Below are 23,457 nucleotides of genomic sequence, written 5' to 3'. Positions count from 1 at the left end.
GAATCAGATGGAAGCGACTCATTTATTTAAAAGTGCCCGAATCCGCTTTGCTGCAATGACAGAGGAAGCGGCAGCATCCTTTTCCAAATGGAGTGAAGACCCGGAATATATACGAAATTTAGATACGGATATCGCATTCCCACGCTCGGAAGATTCCTTTCGCAAAGAGATTCAAGGGGGAGGGGGTTCGCTGACCAGTTTTGAATTGGCAATCCACATGGTCCTGGATGATCGACTCATCGGTTTTGCAGCCTTGCATAGTATTGAGTGGAATAATCGCGCAGGTAGACTGGCCATTGGGATCGGGGAGAAAGAGGATCGCAATAAAGGGTATGGAACGGAAGCATTACAATTGTTGTTGCAATATGCTTTCTATGAATTGAACCTTCATCGCGTTGGTCTGGACGTTATTGGCAATAATCATAGCGCGATCCGTTGTTATGAAAAAGTAGGGTTTGTTGTGGAAGGTGTGATCAGAGAGGGTGTCCTACGTGATAATCAGCGGGTGGATCGGATCTATATGGGGTTATTGAGGGAGGAATGGGAGCGAAACTTAAAGCATTGAAGGTACTTGTTTCAAGGCCGGATTACCACATGGGTCCCGATAGGGGCATAACGAGAAAGAGTTTCCACATCACGGTTATACATACGGATACATCCCTTGGATACTTTTTTGCCAATGGAGGATGGGTTATTTGTTCCATGAATTCCATACCCTTTCCTTGATAACCCCATCCATAAAACACCGTAGGGGCTGAGACGACCACCTGGATGACTAAATGGATAGGGTTCTTTATTCATGATGGTATACCTCCCTATGGGGGTTTGGGTCAAGGTCTTACCAATCCCCACAGGCCAAGATTGAACCACGGTTTGACCAGTGAGAAGATAAAGGCGGCGAGCAGAGAGATCCACAATGATCCAGTACATGTGAGGCACCTCCTTCTTCCTATGTGTATGGGAAGAAGGGCTTTTTTTATGGTTTTTTTCGAGTGGTGTCTGCATTCGGGGCATACTAGGGAAAAATGAGGGAAGATCATCATGAATTGGCTACTTAAAACCATCATGTATGGAACCGTACTCTTTGCCATCTCGGTTTTTACCGACAGCATCAGCTATCGATCGATCTGGTCACCCGCCGTGATTGTCCTATTTTTTGCGACAGTGGGGCATTATGCAGATGAATGGGTATTACCTCGTTTAGGTAATTTCCCGTCTGCGGTGTTAGGTGGATGTTTTATGATAGGAGTCATCTACATCGCCCAATGGATACTTCCTGGGTGGACGATAAGTGTAGGAGGTGCTTTGTTAGTGGGTGTGTTACTTGGAATCGTGGAGTATCGCATGCATATGGATCTTTTAAAATACCGACCTCCATATTGACTGGAATTCAAGGAAGTTTCCCCCTAGCGCCTCTTGATTGTTGGACAGCACGTTAATCATTCTCGCCAATGAACTCACTCCTTCTTTAACTTTTAAATAACTAGGTTAATTTGCAATATGGGGAGGGGATTATTTAAATGACGAGAATAATTGAATATATAAGTTTGTGAGGAGTGTGATCCTTTGACAGGAACTTCGGCAATGAGAGAGCTGTTGTTGGAAGAACTTGAGGGAATGATACGTTCAACCAAGGGGCTATTGAAAAAGGTAGAGCCGAATATGTGGCAATATCGTCCTCATGAGAACATGCGCAGTCTACAGGAATTGGCTACCCATCTTACGCAAATTCCCTTTGTGGACTTGGCTATTTTGCAGGAAAAAACGGAAGAGGAAATCAGACAGTTAGAACAGAAACTCACCCATGAGCAGGCAACAGAGATGGCTCATGTGATGGATGAAGGCTTTCTTCAATTAAGAAACTACATGGTACATTTAGAGGAAGAGGAGTTCCTTACAAAAAAGACAAAACCGTTTTATCTGGAACAAGGATCCACCCAGGCAAAATGGCTGACAGAAATCCTTGGACATGTGGTTCACCATCGTGCACAATTGTTTAATTATTTAAAAGAAAAGGGAGCCTCTGTGAATATGTTTGATCTTTATTGAGGAAATGTGTTCCTGAAATTGATAGTTGCACCTCTTAGGGAAATGTGATACGTTATTATTTGTGAAATTGCGCTAGAAGGATCCAGGATTCACTTAAAGGGTTGGGACCTCTGAGGACTAACCTTCCCCCGTGGTGAATGAGCAGATCCTAGCGGAATATTGGCTCGACACGATATTTCCTAGGAAGGGGGCCGAAAGAGATGGAGGAATACTCGACTTTCGGACGACATGTAGCCATGGATGCTTGGGGCGTCGATTTTGATCTGCTCAACGACGCTTCCACGCTGGAGAAACACATGAAGGACGCCGCTGAAAAAAGTGGTGCAACTGTACTTTCGTCTCAAGCAAAAGCTTTTGACCCTCAGGGAGCAACGGTACTCGTACTCTTATCAGAAAGCCATATTTCGATTCATACGTATCCTGAAAAAGGATTTGCCGCTTTGGATTGTTATACTTGTGGCTATGATGTGGATCCTATGGTTGCTATCCAGCACATGTTAGATATTTTAAAACCGACTCAAGCCTTTGAAAAAGTGATGCGTCGCGGTGACGGCCCGATAGAAGTCGTCAAACCGGTGAAGCCATCGGTAAAGAAAGTCATTTAATACTAAGAAATTTACACGTCCCCTGATAAGGGGGCGTTTTTTAATTGGAAAGAGGATAACCTTCCTAAGGAATCGAAGCCTATGAAAAGGGAATCCACTATGGAGGTAGATGTGTGCGTAGGTTGATGAAGTTGGGAAGTTTATCTGGAGGATCAGCAGTGTTATGTCTGTGGTTAGCGTCTAGGTGTTCTGGAGTAGCTGGGGAATGGTTATACCGATTTTCTCTCTTTTTCTTTTTTCTTTTATTGTCAATTACGGCGTGGGTGGCGGTGGAACGATATCTAGAGGAGAGTGGTCGATCGTGAAACAACCCGCTCTTTATTTTAATAGAGACAAGGATGTTACATTTAATCCAAAACGGTTATGGCAAATTTTATTTAGGTGTTGGTCCCACGATAAGAGCTCCTTGTATACATCGTCCTAAACTCTACTTGAGTTGCTTTTGAGAATAAAGAGTATAAAAATTTAGATAATTTACTTTGGTTTTGGGGGAGTCCCAGTGGTTGTTATTGCTCTTGTTATCTATGATTTTGTTCTTACTGTATCGAAATGGTTCATGACGTTTTTCTTTTTAGCCGCTATTTTTTGGGGTTTTTTGTGGATTAGGCCGATGAAATGGGCCCATGCAATTAAAATCCACAATAGGACCCGAGCGGGAATATTGACGGTGGTATCCTTACTTTTCAGCTTCATATTTCTGGGGATTGTTGTTTTTCTTGAAGTAATCCTAAAACCCCTAGATGGTGCGAGTGGATCTCTCATTTACTAAGTCACCTTATTGAAGGTGTCTACAAGGGTCGTCCTAAAATTGATGACCCAAAATGGTATCAGTGACCCCATTTTGTTTTCACAAATGCATCTTACTTGAGTGACCTCACGTATTGGACCGATGTACCTTTCAAATAAAGATGAAATTCATAAAGTGAATATTGATTGAAAGGATTTTGAAAAAATAGGTACCTTAAAGCGAGGTGAATGCCATGATCAAAAAAGCATTAGTTACACAAAGGGATAATGTCACTGATCTTGAAAGAGCGATTAATAATAATTTCCGAACCAATCAACGTATTCGGGTGGGGACAGTCGATGGATCTTTTACAGAAGGAAGATTTAGATATGCCAGAAATTCCGTCATAGCGATCCGTAAGGAGGGTAGAACAACCGATACCCTGATCTCTCTAACTCTCGGATGGTGTTATGGACCGCTCTAGATCCTGATTCACTGATTACTCTCCTTCTATTCGTAACGATGTCATTGCAAGGGGAAGTAGCCTATACCGAAGTGAAGCAGGGTGAACTCAAATGAAAAAAAGCGTTTCTTTTCTTATGTCAGAAAAGAAACGCTTTTTTTAGTGGGTGATTCTATCCCGTTAATAAGGAGGATCGCTTGTTTCTACAAGGAAATCTAATCAGAACCATTGCTGACGGATAAACCGGGTTATCCCAGCTAAGTTTGCTTGTTCTGCCATCGCACGAAGGGCTGGAATCGATGAAGCATCGTCCAGTGGATATTTATTGGCTTTTAGATTTAAGTTTAATCGAAAGAACTTTTTCCCTAAGAGGTGTTGGCTATATTGAGTGGTTACCTCATTCGCCCCATCAACCTGAACGGTTAGAAGGGGTGATTCCGGTTGAAAAGGATCTTGGTTGGGGTTTCTATTCCATTGAAGAGCCCCCCATGGCGTATTGAGGGGCAAATAATACGGATTAAATCCCGTTCCTATAGAGATCATGACAATGTCCATCGGGTGTTGCCTACCTGCCTGTCTATCGAGTGCTAGCGATAATGCAGCCATACTTGGATTAGTAGCAACGACTCCGCCATCAATAAAGCCTGCATAGGATGGAAAATAGACAGGAGCCGCAGATGATGCTAGGGATACAAACCGTACTCTTCTTTTACTTGTTCGTGAATGAGGGAAGTTGTTGAAAAGAACGGGTTGCCAAACATTCGCTTGGTTCTTTTTCAGAAATGAAGGAACAACTACCTTTTGTCGCAATTCATTGAGACGGTAATTCGTGGATAAAAAATCCCGAATAGAGTCGATTAAATTTACATTTGAATAGATGGGACTTACAATGCCCTGGCGTGGGTTGGAAAAGATAATTGGAGCTTTTTCCTCAAAAAATTGAGAAATAACAGCGGGGGTTTTTCCTGATGCTAACCCTAAACTAGTGAAGGAACCACTCGATGTCCCTGCTAAAAGATCAGCTGATTGAATGAGATTTGGGAACCGCTTGACTAGCCTTTCCAAAAACGTAGTGGGAATAATACCCCGTACCCCTCCACCATCAATGGAAATAATTCTGTATTTTCCTCCTCTTGGTTCCAAAAATCATTCTCCTTTGCCTGGGGATTTTTAGGGTCTATTGTACAAATGCCTTCATTGATCTAATAAAGCTGAGAATACTTCCACCTCAACAAAGTAGGTGGGGGAGGTTCAATTTTGCATTGTACGCTTCATTGGCGTATAGAGGAACGGCATTCGCATCAATTGAATGGCTTCTAAATAATCTATGCGAGGATGATAAGTACCTTTTATTTTTGGAAGAGTGCTTATTTGATTGTTATCCGTGGTTAATTGAAGGGGGACTCGCGGTCTTCTTCTTCGAGCCGGTGGACGACCTAACATGGTCATGTTATATTCCAAATGTAAACTTTAAATGCATGCATTGTTGACAATAAGGAGGAATCACGGAAATGACCTATGAGGAACTCCTAGAAAAGAATCGACAGTACTTATGGAACCCTTTTACCCAGATGAAAGAATATTGCGAGGATGAGCCCTTAATCATTGAGCGCGGTGAAGGGGTCAAGCTAATTGATGTGAAGGGGAAGGAATACTATGATGGGAATGCTTCGGTGTGGGTGAATCCGCATGGGCACAATCGCGAAGAAATTAACCAAGCAATTATGGAGCAGCTCGAAAAGATCGCACACTCGACCTTGTTGGGGTCTGCTAATGTTCCCGCTATCTTACTAGCGGAACGATTGGTAGCGATTACACCCGAAAGTTTGCAAAAAGTATTTTATTCTGATAGTGGAGCCACATCAGTCGAAGTTGCTCTGAAGATGGCTTATTTATATTGGCAACATCGTGGTCAATCCGAGCGCCAACGTTTTCTCAGTATGGGGAATGCGTACCATGGGGATACCGTGGGAGCGGTAAGCGTAGGGGGGATTGATCGCTTTCACTCAGCATTTCGTCAATTGATCTTTCCTGTGGAAAGAGTAACGTACCCTTATCCCTATCGTTTTCAAGGTACGGAACAGGAGTGTATGGAAGCTTCTCTGAAGGAGTTACGCACTGTTTTGGATGAAAAGGGGAGTGAAATTGCAGCCATCGTGGTTGAGCCGATGGTGCAGGGGGCTGGCGGTCTGATTGTTATGCCTTCAGGTTATCTGAAGGAAGTCGAAGGTTTGTGTCGAGCGTATGGAACGCTTTTGATTGTGGATGAGGTTGCGACTGGTTTTGGACGGACGGGTAAGATGTTTGCATGTGAACATGAAGGGATTGAACCCGACCTATTGTGTCTTGGTAAAAAGTTGACCGGTGGTTATCTACCAGTTGCAGCAACCTTGGCTTCAAATGAAATTTATGATGCGTTTTTGGGAAATCACGCTGAGGGAAAAACCTTTTTTCACGGCCATTCCTACACAGGCAATCAGCTCGGCTGTGCCGCTGCACTTGCGAGTCTTGATCTCTATGAAAAAGAGAATCGAATCGGGCATGTGCAAGCGTTGGATGCGTGGTTAGGTCAGCTGTTGTCCGAAACTGCGCAGCTTCCCCATGTGGGTGAAGTCCGTCGCCTTGGTTGGATGGTCGGTATCGAATTGGTGCAAGATCGGGAGACGAAGGAGTCTTATCCCTGGAAAGAAGCAATGGGAGCCAAGGTGTGTCGATACGCCCGTGAGCTAGGAATGTTGACTCGTCCCTTAGGGGATGTGATTACATTTTTGCCCCCATTGGTATCTTCGAAGGAAGAGCTGCAAGCCATGGTGTCCATTCTTAACCAAGCCATTCGAGAGGTTACGGGTTCATGATAAAAGGGCGTGGTTTTTTTGTAACAGCAACGGATACGGGAGTAGGAAAAACCAGGATAACAGCAGGGCTTGCCCGTGCTTTGTCGAGTCATGGATACCGAGTGGGTGTGATAAAACCCGTACAAAGTGGTCACCTGCGTGAGGATCCAGCAGGAGACGGCATGCTACTAAAGGTGTGGAGTGGTACCCCCGACTTCATCGAGGAAATTGTCCCCTACAGTTGGTCCGCACCTGTTGCGCCTGGTCTTGCGGCAGAGTTGGAGGGGGAGTCGGTGGATCGTGCCGGGCTGGTGAATCGGATTGAAAATCAGGCGGAAAAATGGGATGTTCTTTTAATCGAAGGAGCGGGTGGATGGTTCGTACCTATGGGCGAAGGGTGGAGCATTGCCGATTTAGCCGAAGAAATCGGTTGGCCACTACTTATTGTTGCCCGTCCAGGATTAGGGACAGTTAACCACACGGCACTGACCTCAGAAGCCATTCGTACTCGTGGATTAGAGCCTGCTGGAGTAATCTTAAATGGATTAAAGCAAGGAGATTCCTCGCCGGATCTACCTCATAATCCACGTTTTATTGAAGAAGTTGCGCAGGTACCTGTGCTAGGGACGATTCCATGGAAGGATCAAGAGCCGACTTCACTTTGTTTACAAGAGGAGATCCTCACGCATGTTCAACTGGATGGTTTAATCAAGCGATTAGAGGATGAACGGATATGGCGAGGTGGGAAGGGATGAGTGCATGGGATCAGGAGATTCGTCAACGGATGGCAATGATTCGTGACCAAGGCCGCTTACGAAAATCAATTCCTACAAGTGAAGCGGTCCAAGCCGTGCTGATACGTGATGGAAAGCGACTCATCAACTTATCCTCGAATAATTACCTCGGATTAGCTAACCACCCCACCTTGATCAAGGCCCAACAGGAGGGCGCTTGTTTAGGTGCCGGCGCTACTGCTTCCCGATTGATCGTCGGTCATGCGAAGGAAACAGCTGAACTGGAAGAAGAGCTTTCTTCCTATAAGGGGACTGAATCGTCAATCGTCTTTACAAGTGGTTATACCGCGAACATCGGGGTGCTCTCTTCTTTACTACGAAGGGGGGACGTGGTGTTTAGTGACCGCTTAAATCATGCCAGTATCATTGATGGTATTCGTCTGAGTGGAGCTCGTCTCTATCGTTATCGTCATAACGATCTGGACCATTTGGAATGGCAATTAAAAGAAGCGGATCGTGGTGGAATTCGTAATCGATTGATTGTGACCGATACGGTATTTAGCATGGATGGAGATATCGCACCATTAGCGGACATCGTTCAATTGAAGGAGAAGTTTGGGGCTGCACTCATGATTGACGATGCACATGGCGGGGGTGTGCTCGGTTTTGAGGGAAAAGGAACTGCTGATTATTTAGGTGTGACAGAGGGTGTTGATTTTCACATGGGTACCTTTAGCAAAGCTTATGGTGTCTCAGGTGCTTATGTTGCTGGTAAAAAAGAATGGATCGAGTATGTGGAGAATACGTGTCGCAGTCTCATCTATACGACGGCACTTCCTCCGACAGTGATTGCAGGAATCAGAGCTTCTATAAGATTGGTGCGACAGCGTGAAGATTTACGGAACGATTTAGTAAAGAATAGTAATGTCTTTCGTAATCAACTTCGTCAGGCTGGTTTCGATACCGGTGGATCCACTACCCAGATCATCCCGGTAATGGTTGGTGGTGCTGAGCAAGCCGTACAATTTAGCGATCTTCTTTGTGAGCGAGGGGTGCTCTCAGTTGGAATTCGTCCACCGACCGTGCCAGAAGGGGAGGCAAGGCTTCGTTTTACCTTGATGGCAACGATGGAGGAGAGTCATCTTCACCAAGCCATAACGGCGATTATTGAGACAGGTCAGCAATTAGGGGTGATCTAATGGCACAATCCGGTTCGGTATTATGGTTATCGGGGTGGTCGGTGGATTCCTCGGTATGGGAAGGTGTCGTGGAGATGGCACCTCATCTGATACATGAACACGTCGATTTTCTGGGTTGTGGGAGTGCTCAGGCGGTGTTGGAGCGAGCGGAAGAAAAATTTGTTGCCTTACCTTCTCCTATTCGTATGGTAGGATGGTCACTTGGTGCGATCCTCGCGTTACAATTGGCTCAACGCTACAGCGAGTGTATTCAACAATTGTTTCTCATTGGCTCGACGGGACGCTTTGTGCGCCAGAATGATTCTCACGGGTGGGATAGCCGTGTGTTACGGCGGATGGAAAGACGAATAGAAAAGGATGTAGAGGGTACACTGCGAGACTTTGATACCCGCCTATTTTCGGAGAGGGAAAAAGCGAGGGGAGAAGGAGAAAGGTGGCAAACCCATCGTCAAACAATGCCTACGGATAGGGAGATGCGAGGGGGTCTACAAATGTTGGCCACTTTCGATTGGTATCAAGAGAATGTTTCCTTAGGAGTAGAAGCCTATCTCCTAAGTGGTCAGGAAGATCACATCTGTCCTCCTGAGGGCGCGAGCCGACTTTATTCATCCCTTTCAAATGCAACCCTTGAAGTATGGGAAGGGGCAGGGCATCTGCCTTTCTGGACAGAGGAGCAACGATTTCATAAGTGGTTAGTAGAGAGGATGGAGGCTTGATGGGGAATAACGCGACCGTATCGCAACAATTTGGTCGCGCATCGTTGACCTATGATCAGCATGCGAATATCCAACGAGAGATGGCAATGGAATTAATGATTCGAATGGATCAGTTATCGATCCATCATGTCAATCGCATCTTGGAGATTGGATGTGGAACGGGATATCTTACGGGACAACTGCTTTCATCCTTTCCCAAGGCTTCCATTCTTGCTGTAGATATTTCTCAAAGGATGGTAAACCAGGCCCAGACGCGATGGGGTGATCGTGTTACCTTTAAGGTTTGCGATGCGGAAGTGGTCAATTGGGAGAAGGAGGGGCCTTTTGATCTGATCGTTTCCAATGCAACGGTGCAGTGGTTTTCACAGCCAAATCAAACCTTTACCAAATTGGTTCGCGGAATTTCACCAGGTGGATGGTTGATTGCATCGACCTTTGGGCCTGGGACATTTAAAGAGTTACATACCCTTTTTCGGGAAGTAGAAGTGGAACGAGGGTTACCTATTGTACGCCATGGCTTAGAATTACATGGTAGCGAAGAATGGCAACAAAGAATGGAGCAAGCTGCTTTTACATCAGTGCAATCCAATGCCTATAACTATCCATTTTATTATAAGAATGCGCGTGAATTTGTACGTGCCATCCGTGGTATGGGTGCAACCCATAGTGAATTCAATCATTCATCGATCATGGCAGGACGACTGTTATCAGAGGTTTTAAAGCGGTATGATTGTCGCTATTCCATTACTGATGGGGTAAGTGCTACCTTTGAAGCTGTCTGGATGTGGGGGCAAAGGGTTTAGTGAGTAATCAAAGAGGTTCATTCTATTCGAGTTCGTCTTGCTCGATAGAATGAACCTCTTTTTCTAACCGTTTAGAATGAAGGATTTACCGATTGGCGAACAGCGTCTGCAGATCCCTGTAGTAGGGCTTCATCGGCTCGCTTCTGTGCCGAGGTGCTGTGTATCTGGCGAACCTGTTCTTTCATTTCTGGTATAGCTCCTGCACTCATGGATAGTTCATGAAGACCAAGTCCAATCAGGATTTCAGCCATCATCGTGTCACCAGCTAACTCACCACACATGCCTGCAATGATCCCTGCTTGATTTGCTGCTTCGCAGGTTTTTTTCACAAGTCGTAAGACTGCAGGATGAGCTGCGTCATAAAGATGTGCCACTTGTTCATTGCCACGATCAGCCGCTAGGGTATATTGAGTTAAATCGTTGGTGCCGATGCTCATAAAGTCAACTTCCTTAGCCAACACATCCGCGTAGATCGCTGCAGCAGGAACTTCAATCATAATTCCTACTTTAATCGTTTCAGCAAAGGGGATGTTTTTCTGGGTTAATTCCCTGCGACACTCATCAAGAAGGGACTTCGTTTCTTGTATCTCTGAGAGGTTTTCGACCATTGGAAGCATGATCCACAGATCGCCATGAATACTTGAGCGAAGGAGTGCCTTCAGTTGGGTTTTAAAAACGGCCGGGTTGGCAAGACAATAACGGATCGCGCGGTGACCTAAAAAGGGGTTGTCCTCTTTAGGAAGGTTGGCATAAGGTAGGTCTTTGTCTCCCCCAATATCCAGTGTGCGGATAATGACCGGTTTGTTTTGAAAGGCCTTAAGAACGTGGCTATATGCCTTAATTTGTTCTTCTTCAGTGGGCCAGTGATCGTTTTCTAGATAAAGAAATTCCGTCCGAAAAAGGCCGATCCCTTCCGCTCCATTGGCTAACGCTTGATCCGCATCTCCTGGACTACCGATATTGGCAAAGACCTGTATTCGTTTACCATCGGATGTAGTGGCGTCCAATGATGCTTTTTCAAGTGCTTGGTCCCGAAGCTGCTGGTGATGTTTGATCGTGCTACGGGCTTCTGTTTGTCGTTGGGTGGATGGATGTTGTTCGACGGTACCCCCATCACCATCAATGATGAGCAGATCGCCTTCGGAGAGCTCCTGTAATTGATCGCCTAATCCTAGAACCGCAGGAATACCGAGTGTGCGTGCCATGATGGCAGCATGGGCGGTTTTGGACCCACGGGCAGTCACCATGGCGGCAACACCCGGCGGAAATTGTGCGGTATCCGATGGAGTCAGTTCATTTGCGACAACAACGCTACCGGACTCCAATGTTAAGGGATCAAAGGGCGTTATCCCTGCTAACAGCAATAAAATGCGATTTCCGACATCTTTAATATCATCCGCACGTGCCTGCATGTACTCATCGGGTAATGAGGCGAGCATTTCAACCATTTGTGTTGTTATTTCCTGGCAGACGGCTGATGCGTTTTTATGATGTTCTTGAATATGTTGTTTCATCTCGCCGATATAAGCAGGATCCTCTAAAAAAGCCAAGTGAGCATCAAAGATCGCAGCTGCGTCATCACCCATTCGCTCGGCTGTGGTGTTGCGTAGGTACTGAATCTGTTCTTTTGCTTGTTGTACAGCATCTTCTAATTTTTTAAGCTCGGAAGTGGGATCAGAAACATTGTAATGTTCTACTTTGGGTTGTTCCTTGCGCCACCAGACGACTCGACCGATGGCTAAGCCGGGGGCAGCGCTAATTCCTTGGTAGCGTTCCGAAGGCATCGGGATCATCCTTTCAACGGAGAGTTTCTTTATTTCATTTCCTGTGTTTCAATCAGTTGACACAGGGCTTTGACCGCTTCAGTTGCATCGTCTCCCTCTGCACGGATGATTAACTCATCTCCTCTTCCTGCGGAGAGGGACATGACACCGAGTAGGCTTTTTGCATCCGCTTCTTGAGAACCTTTAATTAATCGAATCTTGCTTTGGTAAGCACCCGCTGTCTTAACAACTTGGGAGGCGGGGCGAGCGTGAAGACCGGTTTCGTTGGGGATGGTCACTGTTTCTTCGTAGTTCATGGCTATTCCTCGCTTTTTTGTTAAATTTAAACCATTTTCCTTTGATTACGAAGCGGAAAGGGTATAAAGTGCTTGTTCTAAGATCGCCTCTCCATTCATAAGGGCAAAGGATTTGGCATCAATGGATAAGATCGGGATGGAGGGAGATTGTCCAGATTCGGGCCATGTTGCACGTAAATGATGAACCTGTGGCGAAAACAAGATCAGATCATAGGTGTCCATGTGACGAGCAGGTATGGCCGCTGATGCTTCGACAATCAGAGAAATTCCTTTTTTCGTTGCGTGTTCCTGGATACGAGCCGCTAAAAACTGTGAAGTAGTGCCGAGGAGGCATAAGAGCAAAAAGCGCAGGGGACGTTCATCCTTCATAGTATGCTCCCTTCCTTTGTGAGGAAGAATCACCGTTATTCTTACCTGGGTGGCTTTCCTCATGCGTAACCGATACCGCTATCTAAAAATGTTGTGGCATTCATATGTAAAGCAATTTCTATGCCAAAGTGATCCCCTGCCGTGTTTAGCAGGGGATCACTATGGTACTTATAAGGTGATTGCACAGATTAGACAGTGGGAGTTGAATCGGCTTGGCTTATCGCTCTTCTTTCGGTGTCAGGGTGGCAAGACTGTATGCATATCCCTGGGAGTAATCGAGTTCGAAGGTGCTAGCAAGTTCCGACAAGATCCTTTCCCATATCGACAAGGAAGGAAGCGGGCCTTCCTTTGCTGGTGGTGGGGGTTTCGTCACCCTTTCACCTGTGATCCGTTCTTTCAATAAACGGTCGGTGATCAGGCCAAGGTGAATCCATATCCCAAGCTCTTGTTCTGGCGGAATACCTAGATGAACTCGTTCTTTAACCATCAATTTATCCATTCGCTGACAGTATCGTCGGGGTTGTAGAAATTCCGAGATTTCAAGCAATCCTTCCTCCGCCAGGGAGGGGATTTCTTCGCTGGTGATCGGGGATGGATTCATATCCGGATAAGGACGACTTGCTTCCAGTAAACGATTAAGACGAGCAGGCCCCTCAGACTGAAGCAATTCCCATGCTGGAAAGAAGGGGACATGATCCATTTTTGGATCGACGGTACCGATCACTGCGACTAGCTGATATCGCTTAGCAAGATGGGCGAGTAGTGGAGAGTGCTCATGCTTGGTTCCTGCACCAACAGGACGGATTTGAATATCAGGATGGGTGGGAAGAATATGCTCCCGAATCCAATTTTCTAAGGAAAGTGCTGCGCCTTCCCCGGTTAAACACAGGGTTGCAATCACACGGGAATGTTCTGTTGAAGAATGAGGGATGGGTGATTGTGTATGCAACCCTATCCGGCGACTACTTACTGAGGTGGCGAGGGAAGATAAATCTCGATTGGGTAACAAGGTTTTACGACCTGCATCAATGACCATGGATAAACTGACATCGCTAAGGGTTTCTACAAGGATCCCTGTATCATCACTCACTGCTTCGCCAATGGTAGTGAGGGAGCCGATATCGGTTAGCATTAACACACCTGCCCCCTGATCAATCTGTTGTATCACATCCCGAATTCGAGCGAATACGGAGGATGGGGATAAGGAAAGGGGCATATCTACGGCATGGACAAGACTTTCTCCAAGTAGCGAGTTGGCTACATCGGCCATGGATTGCGCTGATGCATTGCCGTGGGCAGCTACCAGCACAGCAACATGACGATTGGCTGGGTGGGATTTTTCACTTTGTGGGCGAGGGGAGAGAAGAAGGGCCAATAATTCGATTTCCCCAGGAGGAAGGGAAAGGGAGTGATCAGAGGCCAACTGTTCAGCCAATCTTTGAGCTGCATGGCGGACAGGTGGAGGAAGGTCAATGGAAACAGGTAGCGGTGCATGGACAAATAAACGATTTTCCTCCAATAACGCTTGAATATGCAGGCTTAAAGAGATGAACTCCTTAGGGGAGAGCGAATTTAGGATATCGGTTGGGATGGACTGCCGAATCCAAGCCATCAATTCCTCATCGATCAGCCCTTTTCCCTGCCACTCGGTTTCTGTTACGTGATCGCTAGCTAAGGTTTTATCCACCTCTTCTTGTAAATGACGAATCCGTTCATAGGGACTATACCCTTTCTCCTCTAGCTCCTTTGATAAGCGTAAGAGTGTGCTGTAAAGCGCAGTAGGAGACGAAGGGCTTTTAGGGGATGATGTTGTGTTGGTTAACGACAATGAAGGACTCGCAGATGATTGTAGCGCCTGGGTTACTGCGGGTGGAAGGTCCTCGGGAAGAATGGTGACCTCCCCTTCGTGATGATGGAGGCGACGAAGGAACGCGCGCGCACAGGCTGTTTGTATATCACTTTGTAACTGTCCAGTGTTCCCTATGCAATCATAGGTAAGAAATGCGTGTCTACATGCAGGTTCAATCACTAAGGGTACGCTCATTTTTTTTGCCTCTTGCCTTAGAAAGAGATTGAGTAACGCTTCTCTTTCGGTGGGTGTTCTCTCTCGTAGAGGAGGGAGGGTGAGTGATAGGGCAAAGCGACGGATGAGGGTGGGTAATAATACGGATGATGGATTTTCAGTAGTGGCACCAATTAACTGAAGGTGAGCACTTCGTTCTTGATCGGCCTCACCTAGGCGCCGATATCGTCCTTGATCCAAGAGCTGAAAAAGCATCTCTTGTCCGGAGGGTGGCAGGCGATGAATCTCGTCAAGAAATAAGACGCCACCTGCAGCGCGTTCCACAAGACCGACTCGTTCGGACGCCCCTGTATAGGCTCCTTGTTTAACGCCGAAAAGTTGACCTAACAATAAATCAGGGTTTTGTGCGTATTCCGCACAGTTGAACGAAATATATGGAAAGGAATCGTTTTTTTGGCTGGTTTCTTTAACCCATTGATAGAGCGTGTGGGCAAGATGGCTCTTTCCTACTCCTGTCTCACCATGTAGAAGAATGGGTAGACCATGGGGAGGATACAGCATCGCTGCCATTGCTTCTTGGAGTAATGGCTTCATACTCTCGTGTTGTGTAAAGGTGAAAGGTTGATTAGGGGAGGAAGTGTGTGGAAAATAGACTGGCTTTTTGTGAAGAGAGGAATCGATAAAATTTCGAATTGGATAATAACGGACAGGACGTCCGGGTTGTTTATTGGCTCGCTTTTGTTGTGTTAATGCATTTAAGTAGCGGCTCACCGAAGAACGGGAAAGCTGAAGGTGTTGGGCAAGTTCTGTAGCAGTGATCCCACTTTCTCCAGCGAGGTTCTCCAGGGCTTTTTCTACATACTCCAACTGTGTCATTCTTTCTCACTCCATTCCCTATCATCTTACACACTTTGCACAGATTAATTCAATAGAGGGGCTATTCTTTCGAGAATCAAAAGGGTGTAATATACGGTTTTATATCCTTTTATTGCTAGTTTAATAATGTGTAAATGTAGAAAGCAGAAGCGCTGTATCCCTTGCCATTACGAGAGAGAGGCATGTTTGATTGAGGGAATGACAGGTTTTTTTGTATGGATTCATCACTTTTTTGTATAAATGTGGAATCCTATGATTGGGAGTTTGTGTGGTAATATGACAGTGATTTACCAGGGATTGATTCGTTCACCAACCAAGGGATGGCGATTCTGGAGGCGCATGATAGAGAGAGAGAGTTGGGTTATTCAATGAAGGGTGCCTCATCTTTGAATGAATAGGCATAACAAAACTCCATGCGAACTTCCTGTAATTCCAGGCGGTGGGGATTCAGCCCTGATCTAAATGACATCACACCTAGATAAAGGGAGGATATCATGAAGAACAAAAAATGGTTTCAAAAAGTATTGGCAATTGCGACTGCTCTGGTATTGATTGGGTCGGTCGTTCCACTTTCTGCATCCGTTGATGCAAAAGCAAATACAAAGCAAGATTCTCAAAAACAACAATCACTTTTTGAGAAAACACAGCAAAAACTAGAAGAGCTGAAAAAGCAAACGGGTTATTATAAGGTAAAGAACCCTTCTGCAAACAAGGACAAGCAGTCCTCTAAGAAGAAGAAACCTTCTAAGAAGAAGCAGGAACCTTCTGATAAGGAAAAACCTTCTACTGAGAAAAAGCCTTCTAAAAAGAAGACAAAACCAACAACGCCTGTAACGAGCGATGCCTTTGGTGATCGTATCATTGCGACAGGTGACAAATACCTGGGCACTCCATATAAATGGGGCGCAAAAGTTGGTAACACCAGCTCCTTCGATTGTTCTTCTTTCACTAAATACGTCTTTGGTCAAAATGGCGTAAAACTTCCCCGAGGTGCTCGTGATCAAGGGAAAGTGGGTACGAAAGTATCTCGTTCTCAGTTGAAAAAAGGCGATTTGGTCTTCTTCAAATTGAAGAAAACCAATGGAAAGATTGGTCACGTAGGCATTTATGCTGGTGATGGGAAAGTGCTACACACCTGGGGTCGCGGTGGAGTACGCTACGATAAAATGTCCGCTGCATGGTTGGATTGGGGCTTCCTATATGGAACCCGAGTACGTCCATGATATAAGGATAGGATGTTAAACGCTGACTAGATGTCAGTGTTTTTTTTTTGATCACGGAGTGTATCAAGGCGGATACCTATGCGAAAGCGATTTCTCGTACATATACTGGATTTGATAACGGCAAATACTTGCGGGGCGAAAGAGGGAGGCTGCTCGACAATGAAGGTTTCGTACAAATGGGTTATTCATCGAAATTTAATGAAAGTAGATAGCGTGAAAAATTCGGTTCCAACGACCATGCTATATTCGCAAGGGGCATTTGTCGAAATGCTTCGCAAATATGGTTCGTTAGTATTGAAGCCTTCAGGAGGAACGGGTGGACATGGGGTAATCCTTATTCGTTCTCTTCCTGGTGGGAGATACAATGTTCAAATTAACCAAAAAATTAGGGACTTTCCCAACGAACTTTCCTTGGTGAATTGGGTGAATAAACAGCCCTCTACGGTAAAAACGCGGTATTTAATTCAGCAATGCATTCCCCTTGCGCAAATTAATGGTAGTCCTTTTACGATTCGGACAGTCACACAACGACGCCCTCAATCAAATTGGGTGCTAACAGGCTGGGTGGCCAAAGCAGCAGGAAAGGGCTATTTTATTACCAATGGCCGATCTGGGGGGACGGTATTCCCCGTAGATCAAGCAATTACTCGCTCCAATGCACATGCCAATGTTGACCAGGTCTTACAAGAGCTAAGAAGAGTCTCACTTAAGGCTGCTCAACACCTTGGCAATTCATCCCCTAGGCAACGAGTGGTTGGATTTGATATGGGGATTGATCGAGACGGTAAAGTATGGATCATTGAGGCAAATCCAAAACCGAGATTTAAAGCATTCTTAAAATTGAAAGATCAGAGCATGTATCGAAGAATTATGGGATTTCAACGATCCCCATCCTAAGAGTAAGGGTGATTACAAGCTCCCCATGCTTGAAGGAGGTGGGAGGTAAATGCGAAGATGGATGTGCAAAGGAAAGATTCACCGGGCGACGGTGACTCAATCTGATTTGGATTATGAGGGGAGTATCTTTCTAAGCCGTTCCTTAATGAAAGCGGCTGAGATTCTTCCCTATGAGATGTTACAGATTACTAGTTTGCGAGATGCCACACTTTGGCAAACCTATGCAATTCCTGTGGATGAAGAGGGAGTCGTTGGTTTAAATGGTCCGCCTGCTCACCTATTCAAGCCCGGTGACTTAGTGGTAATTCTTAATTTGGGTTGGGTCGAAGAAGACCAGTTGGATTCCTTAAAGCCAAAAGTGGTGTTAGTGGATGAAAAGAATCGAGTGACCCAAGTAAGGAAGGTTACAGGACTTTTTGCAGGATGGAAGTAGTTATGGTATATCGAATGCTTCACAAGCAGCAACGGATGCGTCTAATCGCATCCGTTGCTGCTTGTTTATTATCGAGGAAAATTCATTAGCTATTCAATCCATTTAATTAAAGAAAAATCGACTTCCTCCAAAAAGTAGTACGAGGAAAAATAGACCGATGAGAATAATGAGATAGATATTAGCAACTAGTTTTTTCAAAGACGGATCCCTCCCTTGTCTCTACTTGATTGTTCAGATAGATTCCTTTATGATAATCAGATGAGTATGTCCTTTTGTGACAACGATTATGCTACGGGAATGTAATCATGCTTTACGCTCTACTATTGTAACATGATCAAGCATCATCCGATGGTAGATGGGTGTTATCAGCCGTCGATTAATACGATATTTTTAGCAGTTTCGTGGGAACGGCTGTCCTATTTAGTGAATTTGATTTCACAAGGAGGGCCATTTTCGGAGGTGACAACGATGTGGGTTGAGATTGGAAATCAACTCAGACAAGCCCGAGAAAAAGCAGGACTATCCTTAGAAGATTTACAGAATCAGACTCAAATTGATATGGGTACGCTGAAAGCGTTGGAGAGTGGAGAATTAAATAAAATTTCCAGTCCATTTTTCGTCCGTTCATATATTCGTACTGTTGCGAAAAAAGTTAATCTGGAACCAACCTATTTGCTAAAGCATTATCGTCCCGTGCAGGATGGAAGCGAAGAGGAAGATGGGAGTAAGGGTGCGGACACTCAACAAACCGGTGTTTTTAGTCCGATGACTAAACAAGCAGATCCACGTTCGACGACGGATCAAGAACCCTCCCAGAATACCCAATCCTTTCAACCCATCCGTATGAGTGATGGTTCGGATGAGGATTATGATCCCTTTCATAATATGAAGGGGAATGAGGCACTTCCAGAAGAGCCACAAGCATCGGACTTGGATGAAGGGGAGCTTCCTTCCCGTTCAGCGACATCAAAATCAAAAAAATGGTCTGTTTCTGACTTAACTCAAACCTTAAAGATGAAGGCGCTCAATGTTCCGGTACTAAAGAAAGAAGAGGAACAGGATAGCGCTGGCCGAAATGGAGAAGAGACTTCCCCATCCCTTCCGTTGGATGAAGGAGGAGAGTTACCTCCACGTTCCCGTGGTCGAAGAAGGACCGTGTCTCAAGATACGATGACCCTCGATTCATCGGAGATGGCGTTGGATGATCGATCCGAACAGACTATTCCACCACGAGATTCCTTTGAAAGCGAACCGGCAGACCCTTATAAAGAAGAAGAGAGGTCTTTGGTAGATGAGCCCTATGATCAGGGAGCATCACCGAGTGAGGGGGCAATTCCCTCCCGGAGTGAAAGCTACACGACCATGGATTCTTTATCTTCATCGGGTTTACCTCCGCGAGGACAAAGTATGTCTTCCTATCAAGAGGAACCCAAGGAGATGGAAGATTCCCTCCCTTCCCGTTCAGAACGGAGTGAGTCGACCTCCACCCTTCCTGCGATTGTTCCTCCTGGAGAAATCTCTCGATCCAATACGCAACGTTTGCGTAGGGTGAATACACCAGAGAAGGCTTCTGGTCGATTGAAGTCAGCTGGGTTATGGATAGCTGAAAAAGGCCTTTCTATTCCCAAAACAGCTGTCGGTCGTTGGGTGGCACTTGTGATTATTTTGATTCCCGTTACTGTGTGGGCCGCAACGTCCAATTTTATGGGGGATTCCCCACATAAGACTAAAAAAGTTACGGTATCCAGTGTGAAAGAAAAGGGCTCAAAGAGTGAAACAGGCAAAAAAGAGCAGGGTACGGCTCAATTGCTGGCGGTCAATGAAGGTCCTGGGCTGAGTGAGTATCAGTTAAGCCAACCCGATGCGGTTTCCTTCCGTTTTAAAGCGAAGGGGAGATCGTGGTTACAAATCCGAAAGCAAAAGAATGCGGAGGAAGGCTATCTTAAAGATGTGACATTAAAGGATGGCGAAACCTTCCCATTTGAATCTGAAAAGGGCGAAGCCAAGGATTTGTGGGTAACGATTGGCTCGCCGGATCAAGTGGATGTAACGATTAACGGACAAAGCATTAAAGCGAATAAAACGCTTCATGTGATCGTGAATAAATGAGAAAAGGGTGTCCCTTTATGGGTCACCCTTTTAATTTTGACGATACTTTTAACCTCGTGGTATACTCAAAACGATTGTATGTCAACTTATTTAAGTTTTTAAGTTTACGTAAACGCTTTCATTCATTTAAGTAGAAATGTTTAGAATGATTCGGTAGAATTGAGAAAAATGACTGAATGGAGGATTCATTGTGATCCAAGAGGTGCAATCAGGTGTTAATCAGTGGGAAAGGTTAGCAGATAAAGCCCTTGCAGGAGAACGTATTACTCTTGAAGAGGGCCTATCGGTGTTAAAAAGCGATGATCAAGAACTGCTCCCTCTCCTCCAAGCGGCTTTTCGTGTCCGCTCTCACTATTTCGGGAAAAAAGTAAAATTGAATATGATTTTTAATGCGAAAAGTGGCCTTTGCCCTGAAAATTGTGGCTACTGTTCTCAATCGATTATCTCAACGGCTCCGATTGAGAAATATACATTGTTAAAGAAGGATGTACTCGTAGCAGGTGCCCGGGAGGCAATGGAACGCAAAGCCGGGACCTACTGTATCGTAGCCAGCGGTCGTGGACCAACAGAACGGGAAGTGGATGAAGTTTGTGCGGCGGTTCGTGAGATCAAAGAGGAAATGCCACTTAAAATTTGCGCTTGTTTAGGGATTTTAAAGGATGGTCAGGCATCCCGTTTAAGAGAAGCAGGGGTGGATCGTTACAACCATAATCTTAATACCAGTGCAGATCACCATGACAACATCACAACTTCCCACTCCTATGATGATCGGGTACAAACCGTTGAAGCAGCGAAGGATGCGGGGATCTCCCCTTGTTCTGGATGCATTGTTGGGATGGGGGAAAGTGATGAGCAAATTGTACAAGTAGCTTATGAACTCCGCGCCATTAATGCCGATTCGATTCCGGTGAATTTTTTGCATGCGATCCCAGGGACTCCGTTAGAGGGAATGGATGAGTTAAATCCTCGTCGTTGTCTAAAAGTATTAGCCCTTTTCCGTTTTGTCTGTCCAGAAAAGGAAATTCGGGTCTCTGGCGGTAGAGAAGTAAACTTGGGGACGTTACAACCCTTTGCTTTGTATCCTGCGAACGCCCTCTTTGTAGGGGATTACTTAACTACGGAGGGACAAGTTGTCAATCAAGATCACCAGATGATTCGTGATCTCGGTTTTGAAATTGAAGAATGTGCCTTATAATCAATCACTTTAGAAGGAATTAGCGTGTGATGCATCAATAAGCCTTCATGAGGGGATGTCATAAGGAGCGAGATGGCCTTGGAAAAAGAGAAAGAACTCATCGCAAGGCAATTTAATCGTTATGCAGATGAGTACGATCAGGTGGCTGTTGTTCAACAGAGAATGGCACACCGGATACTGGAGACCTTGGATGAGCAGGGAGCGGAACCAGAGAGGATATTAGAAATCGGCTGTGGGACAGGATATTTGACGCAGTTGTTAGGGGAGAGATTTCCTAATGCGAAGTATACCGTAATCGATATTGCCGAAAATATGATCAAACTAGCACGAAAACGCGTGAATGAAGGGCTAACTATACAATTTGTGGTGGGGGACGTAGAGGATCAAACCTGGGAAGCGGAGAGTTTTGATTTGATTGTTTCCAATGCGACAGTGCATTGGTTGACTCGTCCAGAGTGTACCCTCATTAACTTAAGCAAAGCATTGAAACCAGGGGGGCTATTTGTAGCCTCCACTTTTGGCCCGGATACCCTGGGTGAACTGGATCAAATTTATCAAAATCTAAGTTTGAATGAGAGCTATCCCGAGCAAAGAAGGTATCGCTTTCAATCTCCTGAAGAATGGGTAAGAATGATGGATGAGGCAGATATAGAGGGGGATTACGCAGTATGTTGGCATCGCATCCATTACCCTGAAACGGTTAGCCTCTTAGGTGCTATTCAACGGATGGGAGCAGACTATATCCATACAGAAGAGGAACAACTCCATGGACAAAACGATACTGTACGCGTAGTGGTTGAAGATCACTATGATCGAATTTACCGTACACGTGAAGGTGGAGTGTATGCAACCTATCAGTTAGTCCAAATCTATGGACAGAAGCGGTTGCCCTCCTGATTCATTACGATTACTAATTTACGACGAGGGGTCTTTTAGTCCCTTCGTCTTTTTCATCGAGAAATGAGGAATGAATTATGGAATGGATCTTTCTTGGTACTGGAGCGGGTGTACCCTCCCAGGAACGAAATGTATCCAGTTGCGCTCTGCGATTTACGGAAAGCGGGGGAAACATTTGGCTGTTTGATTGTGGGGAAGGGACACAGCATCGCATTCTCGCATCTCCTGTACGTCTCTCGCGTGTGGATCGCATCTTTATTACCCATCTCCATGGAGATCATATCTTCGGCCTGCCGGGCGTACTCGGAAGTCGATCCTTTCAAGGGGCGACAACGCCTCTGACTCTCTATGGCCCTAAAGGCCTTGCTGAATTTATTGAGGTTAGCCTTCAAACGAGTGGAACCCATTTAAGGTATCCATTAACCATCACAGAAGTGGGAGAGGGAAAGGTATTTGATTGTAAAGGGGTTACCGTTACAGTAGGAAAGCTTGCACATGGACTTCCTTCATATGGCTATCGGATTGAAGAACCAGATGCTCCGGGTGAATTACTGGTCCAGAAGCTACAACAAGAGGGTGTGCCCTCTGGCCCTCACTTTGGCAAATTGAAGCGAGGGGAAGATGTGCTGCTGCCTGACGGGCGCCATCTTCGTAGCGTTGATTATCTTGGTCCAATTAAAAGAGGACGCCATGTGGCGTATTTGGGGGACACACGTCCTGTAGAACGAGGGGTGGAGCTTGCGAAGGGGGTCGATTGTCTTATTCATGAGGGGAGTTTTGCTGATGGATGTGAGGATCATGCTCATCGATATTTTCATTCAACCAGTCGTCAAGCCGCTGAGATCGCAAAGAGAGCGGGGGCAAAACGATTAATCTTGAATCATATCAGTTCGCGCTACAGTGCATCAGAAATTGAAGAATTAAAAGCCCAAGCGTGTGAGGTATTTCCTCATGTGGATATCGCTGCTGATCATAGTGTGTTCTCCATCGAAGGGGAGATGGGATAGGAGGGTAGTCAGTCCATAAGTTGATGGCTGGAAGTGTGGGAGCACAGGCGTGTGTTGCCATTGACGATGATTTAAAAGTCCAGGCCATTCTGAATCCGTTGTGGACGAGGAGGGGCATTTTCCTTTGGAAACCGTAGTTCACCGATGATCGATCCGAACACGGTCCTCAGATCTAGTCAATCACAAAATCCTTTTGTCCCCATACACCCCTTTCTTTT

The 23,457-nt window shown here is 45.6% G+C and carries 23 protein-coding genes; 17 read left to right on the top strand and 6 right to left on the bottom strand.

The annotated features are described in order from the left end of the window. Window positions 1-7: 7 nt before the first annotated feature. Entirely contained in the window at window positions 8-565 is a 558-nt protein-coding gene (locus CHX35_RS00570) for a GNAT family N-acetyltransferase (RefSeq protein ID WP_091832279.1), read from the top strand. 11 nt (window positions 566-576) lie between these two features. Here CHX35_RS00570 and CHX35_RS00565 read toward each other — a convergent pair whose 3' ends face one another. Beyond that, window positions 577-930: a L,D-transpeptidase gene (locus CHX35_RS00565; RefSeq protein WP_176391804.1), complete on the bottom strand. Its 354-nt coding sequence runs from the start codon at window positions 928-930 to the stop codon at window positions 577-579. 111 nt (window positions 931-1,041) lie between these two features. On the opposite strand from CHX35_RS00565, the gene CHX35_RS00560 reads away from it, so the two are divergent. The 4 genes from CHX35_RS00560 (at window position 1,042) to CHX35_RS17160 (ending at window position 2,959) form a co-directional block, all read left to right on the top strand. Then, a complete protein-coding gene (locus CHX35_RS00560) occupies window positions 1,042-1,383 on the top strand; it encodes a DUF2512 family protein (protein ID WP_091832273.1) in 342 nt (113 codons plus the stop codon). A gap of 183 nt (window positions 1,384-1,566) precedes the next feature. After that, window positions 1,567-2,049, top strand: a complete 483-nt coding sequence (locus CHX35_RS00555; RefSeq protein ID WP_245838569.1) for a DinB family protein — start codon at window positions 1,567-1,569, stop codon at window positions 2,047-2,049. 200 nt (window positions 2,050-2,249) lie between these two features. After that, window positions 2,250-2,654, top strand: a complete 405-nt coding sequence (speD, locus tag CHX35_RS00550; RefSeq protein WP_091832270.1) for an adenosylmethionine decarboxylase — start codon at window positions 2,250-2,252, stop codon at window positions 2,652-2,654. A gap of 113 nt (window positions 2,655-2,767) precedes the next feature. Next, on the top strand, window positions 2,768-2,959 hold the full coding sequence (locus tag CHX35_RS17160; RefSeq protein WP_140413506.1) for a hypothetical protein: 192 nt from the start codon (window positions 2,768-2,770) through the stop codon (window positions 2,957-2,959). 1,104 nt (window positions 2,960-4,063) lie between these two features. Here CHX35_RS17160 and CHX35_RS00535 read toward each other — a convergent pair. Next, complete coding sequence (locus CHX35_RS00535; RefSeq protein WP_091832261.1) at window positions 4,064-4,987, bottom strand: patatin-like phospholipase family protein; 924 nt, start codon at window positions 4,985-4,987, stop codon at window positions 4,064-4,066. A 368-nt stretch (window positions 4,988-5,355) separates the two neighbouring features. On the opposite strand from CHX35_RS00535, the gene bioA reads away from it, so the two are divergent. From bioA to bioC (CHX35_RS00510), 5 genes are read left to right on the top strand one after another with little or no spacing between them, the layout of a single operon-like run. Next, complete coding sequence (gene bioA / locus CHX35_RS00530; protein ID WP_091832258.1) at window positions 5,356-6,699, top strand: adenosylmethionine--8-amino-7-oxononanoate transaminase; 1,344 nt, start codon at window positions 5,356-5,358, stop codon at window positions 6,697-6,699. Then, window positions 6,696-7,433: a dethiobiotin synthase gene (gene bioD, locus CHX35_RS00525; RefSeq protein ID WP_091832255.1), complete on the top strand. Its 738-nt coding sequence runs from the start codon at window positions 6,696-6,698 to the stop codon at window positions 7,431-7,433. The genes bioA and bioD overlap by 4 nt, the downstream gene beginning before the upstream one ends. Continuing rightward, a complete protein-coding gene (gene bioF, locus CHX35_RS00520; protein ID WP_245838568.1) occupies window positions 7,412-8,611 on the top strand; it encodes an 8-amino-7-oxononanoate synthase in 1,200 nt (399 codons plus the stop codon). The genes bioD and bioF overlap by 22 nt, the downstream gene beginning before the upstream one ends. After that, window positions 8,611-9,327 (top strand): alpha/beta fold hydrolase, encoded by a 717-nt coding sequence (locus CHX35_RS00515; protein WP_091832249.1) that lies wholly within the window; start codon window positions 8,611-8,613, stop codon window positions 9,325-9,327. Before bioF ends, CHX35_RS00515 begins: the two co-directional genes overlap by 1 nt. Further along, window positions 9,327-10,130, top strand: a complete 804-nt coding sequence (bioC, locus tag CHX35_RS00510) for a malonyl-ACP O-methyltransferase BioC (protein ID WP_091832246.1) — start codon at window positions 9,327-9,329, stop codon at window positions 10,128-10,130. The genes CHX35_RS00515 and bioC (CHX35_RS00510) overlap by 1 nt, the downstream gene beginning before the upstream one ends. A 71-nt stretch (window positions 10,131-10,201) precedes the next feature. Here bioC (CHX35_RS00510) and ptsP read toward each other — a convergent pair whose 3' ends face one another. The 4 genes from ptsP to CHX35_RS00490 all read right to left on the bottom strand — a co-directional run bounded on the left by ptsP (window position 10,202) and on the right by CHX35_RS00490 (window position 15,478). Next, the gene (gene ptsP / locus CHX35_RS00505; RefSeq protein ID WP_176391803.1) at window positions 10,202-11,914 is read right to left on the bottom strand and encodes a phosphoenolpyruvate--protein phosphotransferase; all 1,713 of its coding nucleotides are present in this window, start codon (window positions 11,912-11,914) and stop codon (window positions 10,202-10,204) included. A 29-nt stretch (window positions 11,915-11,943) separates the two neighbouring features. Then, window positions 11,944-12,210 (bottom strand): HPr family phosphocarrier protein, encoded by a 267-nt coding sequence (locus CHX35_RS00500; protein WP_091832240.1) that lies wholly within the window; start codon window positions 12,208-12,210, stop codon window positions 11,944-11,946. Window positions 12,211-12,255: 45 nt separating this feature from the next. Further along, complete coding sequence (locus CHX35_RS00495; protein ID WP_176391802.1) at window positions 12,256-12,579, bottom strand: PTS sugar transporter subunit IIB; 324 nt, start codon at window positions 12,577-12,579, stop codon at window positions 12,256-12,258. Window positions 12,580-12,796: 217 nt separating this feature from the next. Further along, window positions 12,797-15,478, bottom strand: a complete 2,682-nt coding sequence (locus tag CHX35_RS00490; protein WP_091832234.1) for a sigma 54-interacting transcriptional regulator — start codon at window positions 15,476-15,478, stop codon at window positions 12,797-12,799. 494 nt (window positions 15,479-15,972) lie between these two features. Here CHX35_RS00490 and CHX35_RS18110 point away from each other — a divergent pair, with 494 nt between their 5' ends. From CHX35_RS18110 to rnz, 7 genes are all read left to right on the top strand, one after another. Next, a complete protein-coding gene (locus tag CHX35_RS18110; RefSeq protein WP_091832231.1) occupies window positions 15,973-16,701 on the top strand; it encodes a C40 family peptidase in 729 nt (242 codons plus the stop codon). Window positions 16,702-16,860: 159 nt separating this feature from the next. Further along, the gene (locus CHX35_RS00480; RefSeq protein WP_176391801.1) at window positions 16,861-17,598 is read left to right on the top strand and encodes a YheC/YheD family protein; all 738 of its coding nucleotides are present in this window, start codon (window positions 16,861-16,863) and stop codon (window positions 17,596-17,598) included. A 49-nt stretch (window positions 17,599-17,647) separates the two neighbouring features. Further along, window positions 17,648-18,031, top strand: a complete 384-nt coding sequence (locus tag CHX35_RS00475) for an aspartate 1-decarboxylase (protein ID WP_091832224.1) — start codon at window positions 17,648-17,650, stop codon at window positions 18,029-18,031. 468 nt (window positions 18,032-18,499) lie between these two features. Beyond that, window positions 18,500-20,140, top strand: coding sequence for a helix-turn-helix domain-containing protein (locus CHX35_RS00470; RefSeq protein ID WP_176391800.1), 1,641 nt, complete (start codon window positions 18,500-18,502; stop codon window positions 20,138-20,140). 193 nt (window positions 20,141-20,333) lie between these two features. Continuing rightward, a complete protein-coding gene (gene bioB / locus CHX35_RS00465) occupies window positions 20,334-21,335 on the top strand; it encodes a biotin synthase BioB (RefSeq protein WP_091833386.1) in 1,002 nt (333 codons plus the stop codon). A gap of 78 nt (window positions 21,336-21,413) precedes the next feature. Then, on the top strand, window positions 21,414-22,232 hold the full coding sequence (gene bioC, locus CHX35_RS00460) for a malonyl-ACP O-methyltransferase BioC (protein WP_176391799.1): 819 nt from the start codon (window positions 21,414-21,416) through the stop codon (window positions 22,230-22,232). Window positions 22,233-22,309: 77 nt separating this feature from the next. After that, entirely contained in the window at window positions 22,310-23,239 is a 930-nt protein-coding gene (gene rnz / locus CHX35_RS00455; protein WP_091832214.1) for a ribonuclease Z, read from the top strand. The last annotated feature ends 218 nt before the right edge of the window (window positions 23,240-23,457 follow it).

The sequence above is a fragment of the Marininema halotolerans genome (genome assembly GCF_900116235.1).
Lineage (GTDB): Bacteria > Bacillota > Bacilli > Thermoactinomycetales > DSM-45169 > Marininema > Marininema halotolerans.
The sequence above is the reverse complement of the archived record's forward strand: the minus strand, read 5'-3'. Positions and strand labels throughout refer to the sequence as shown.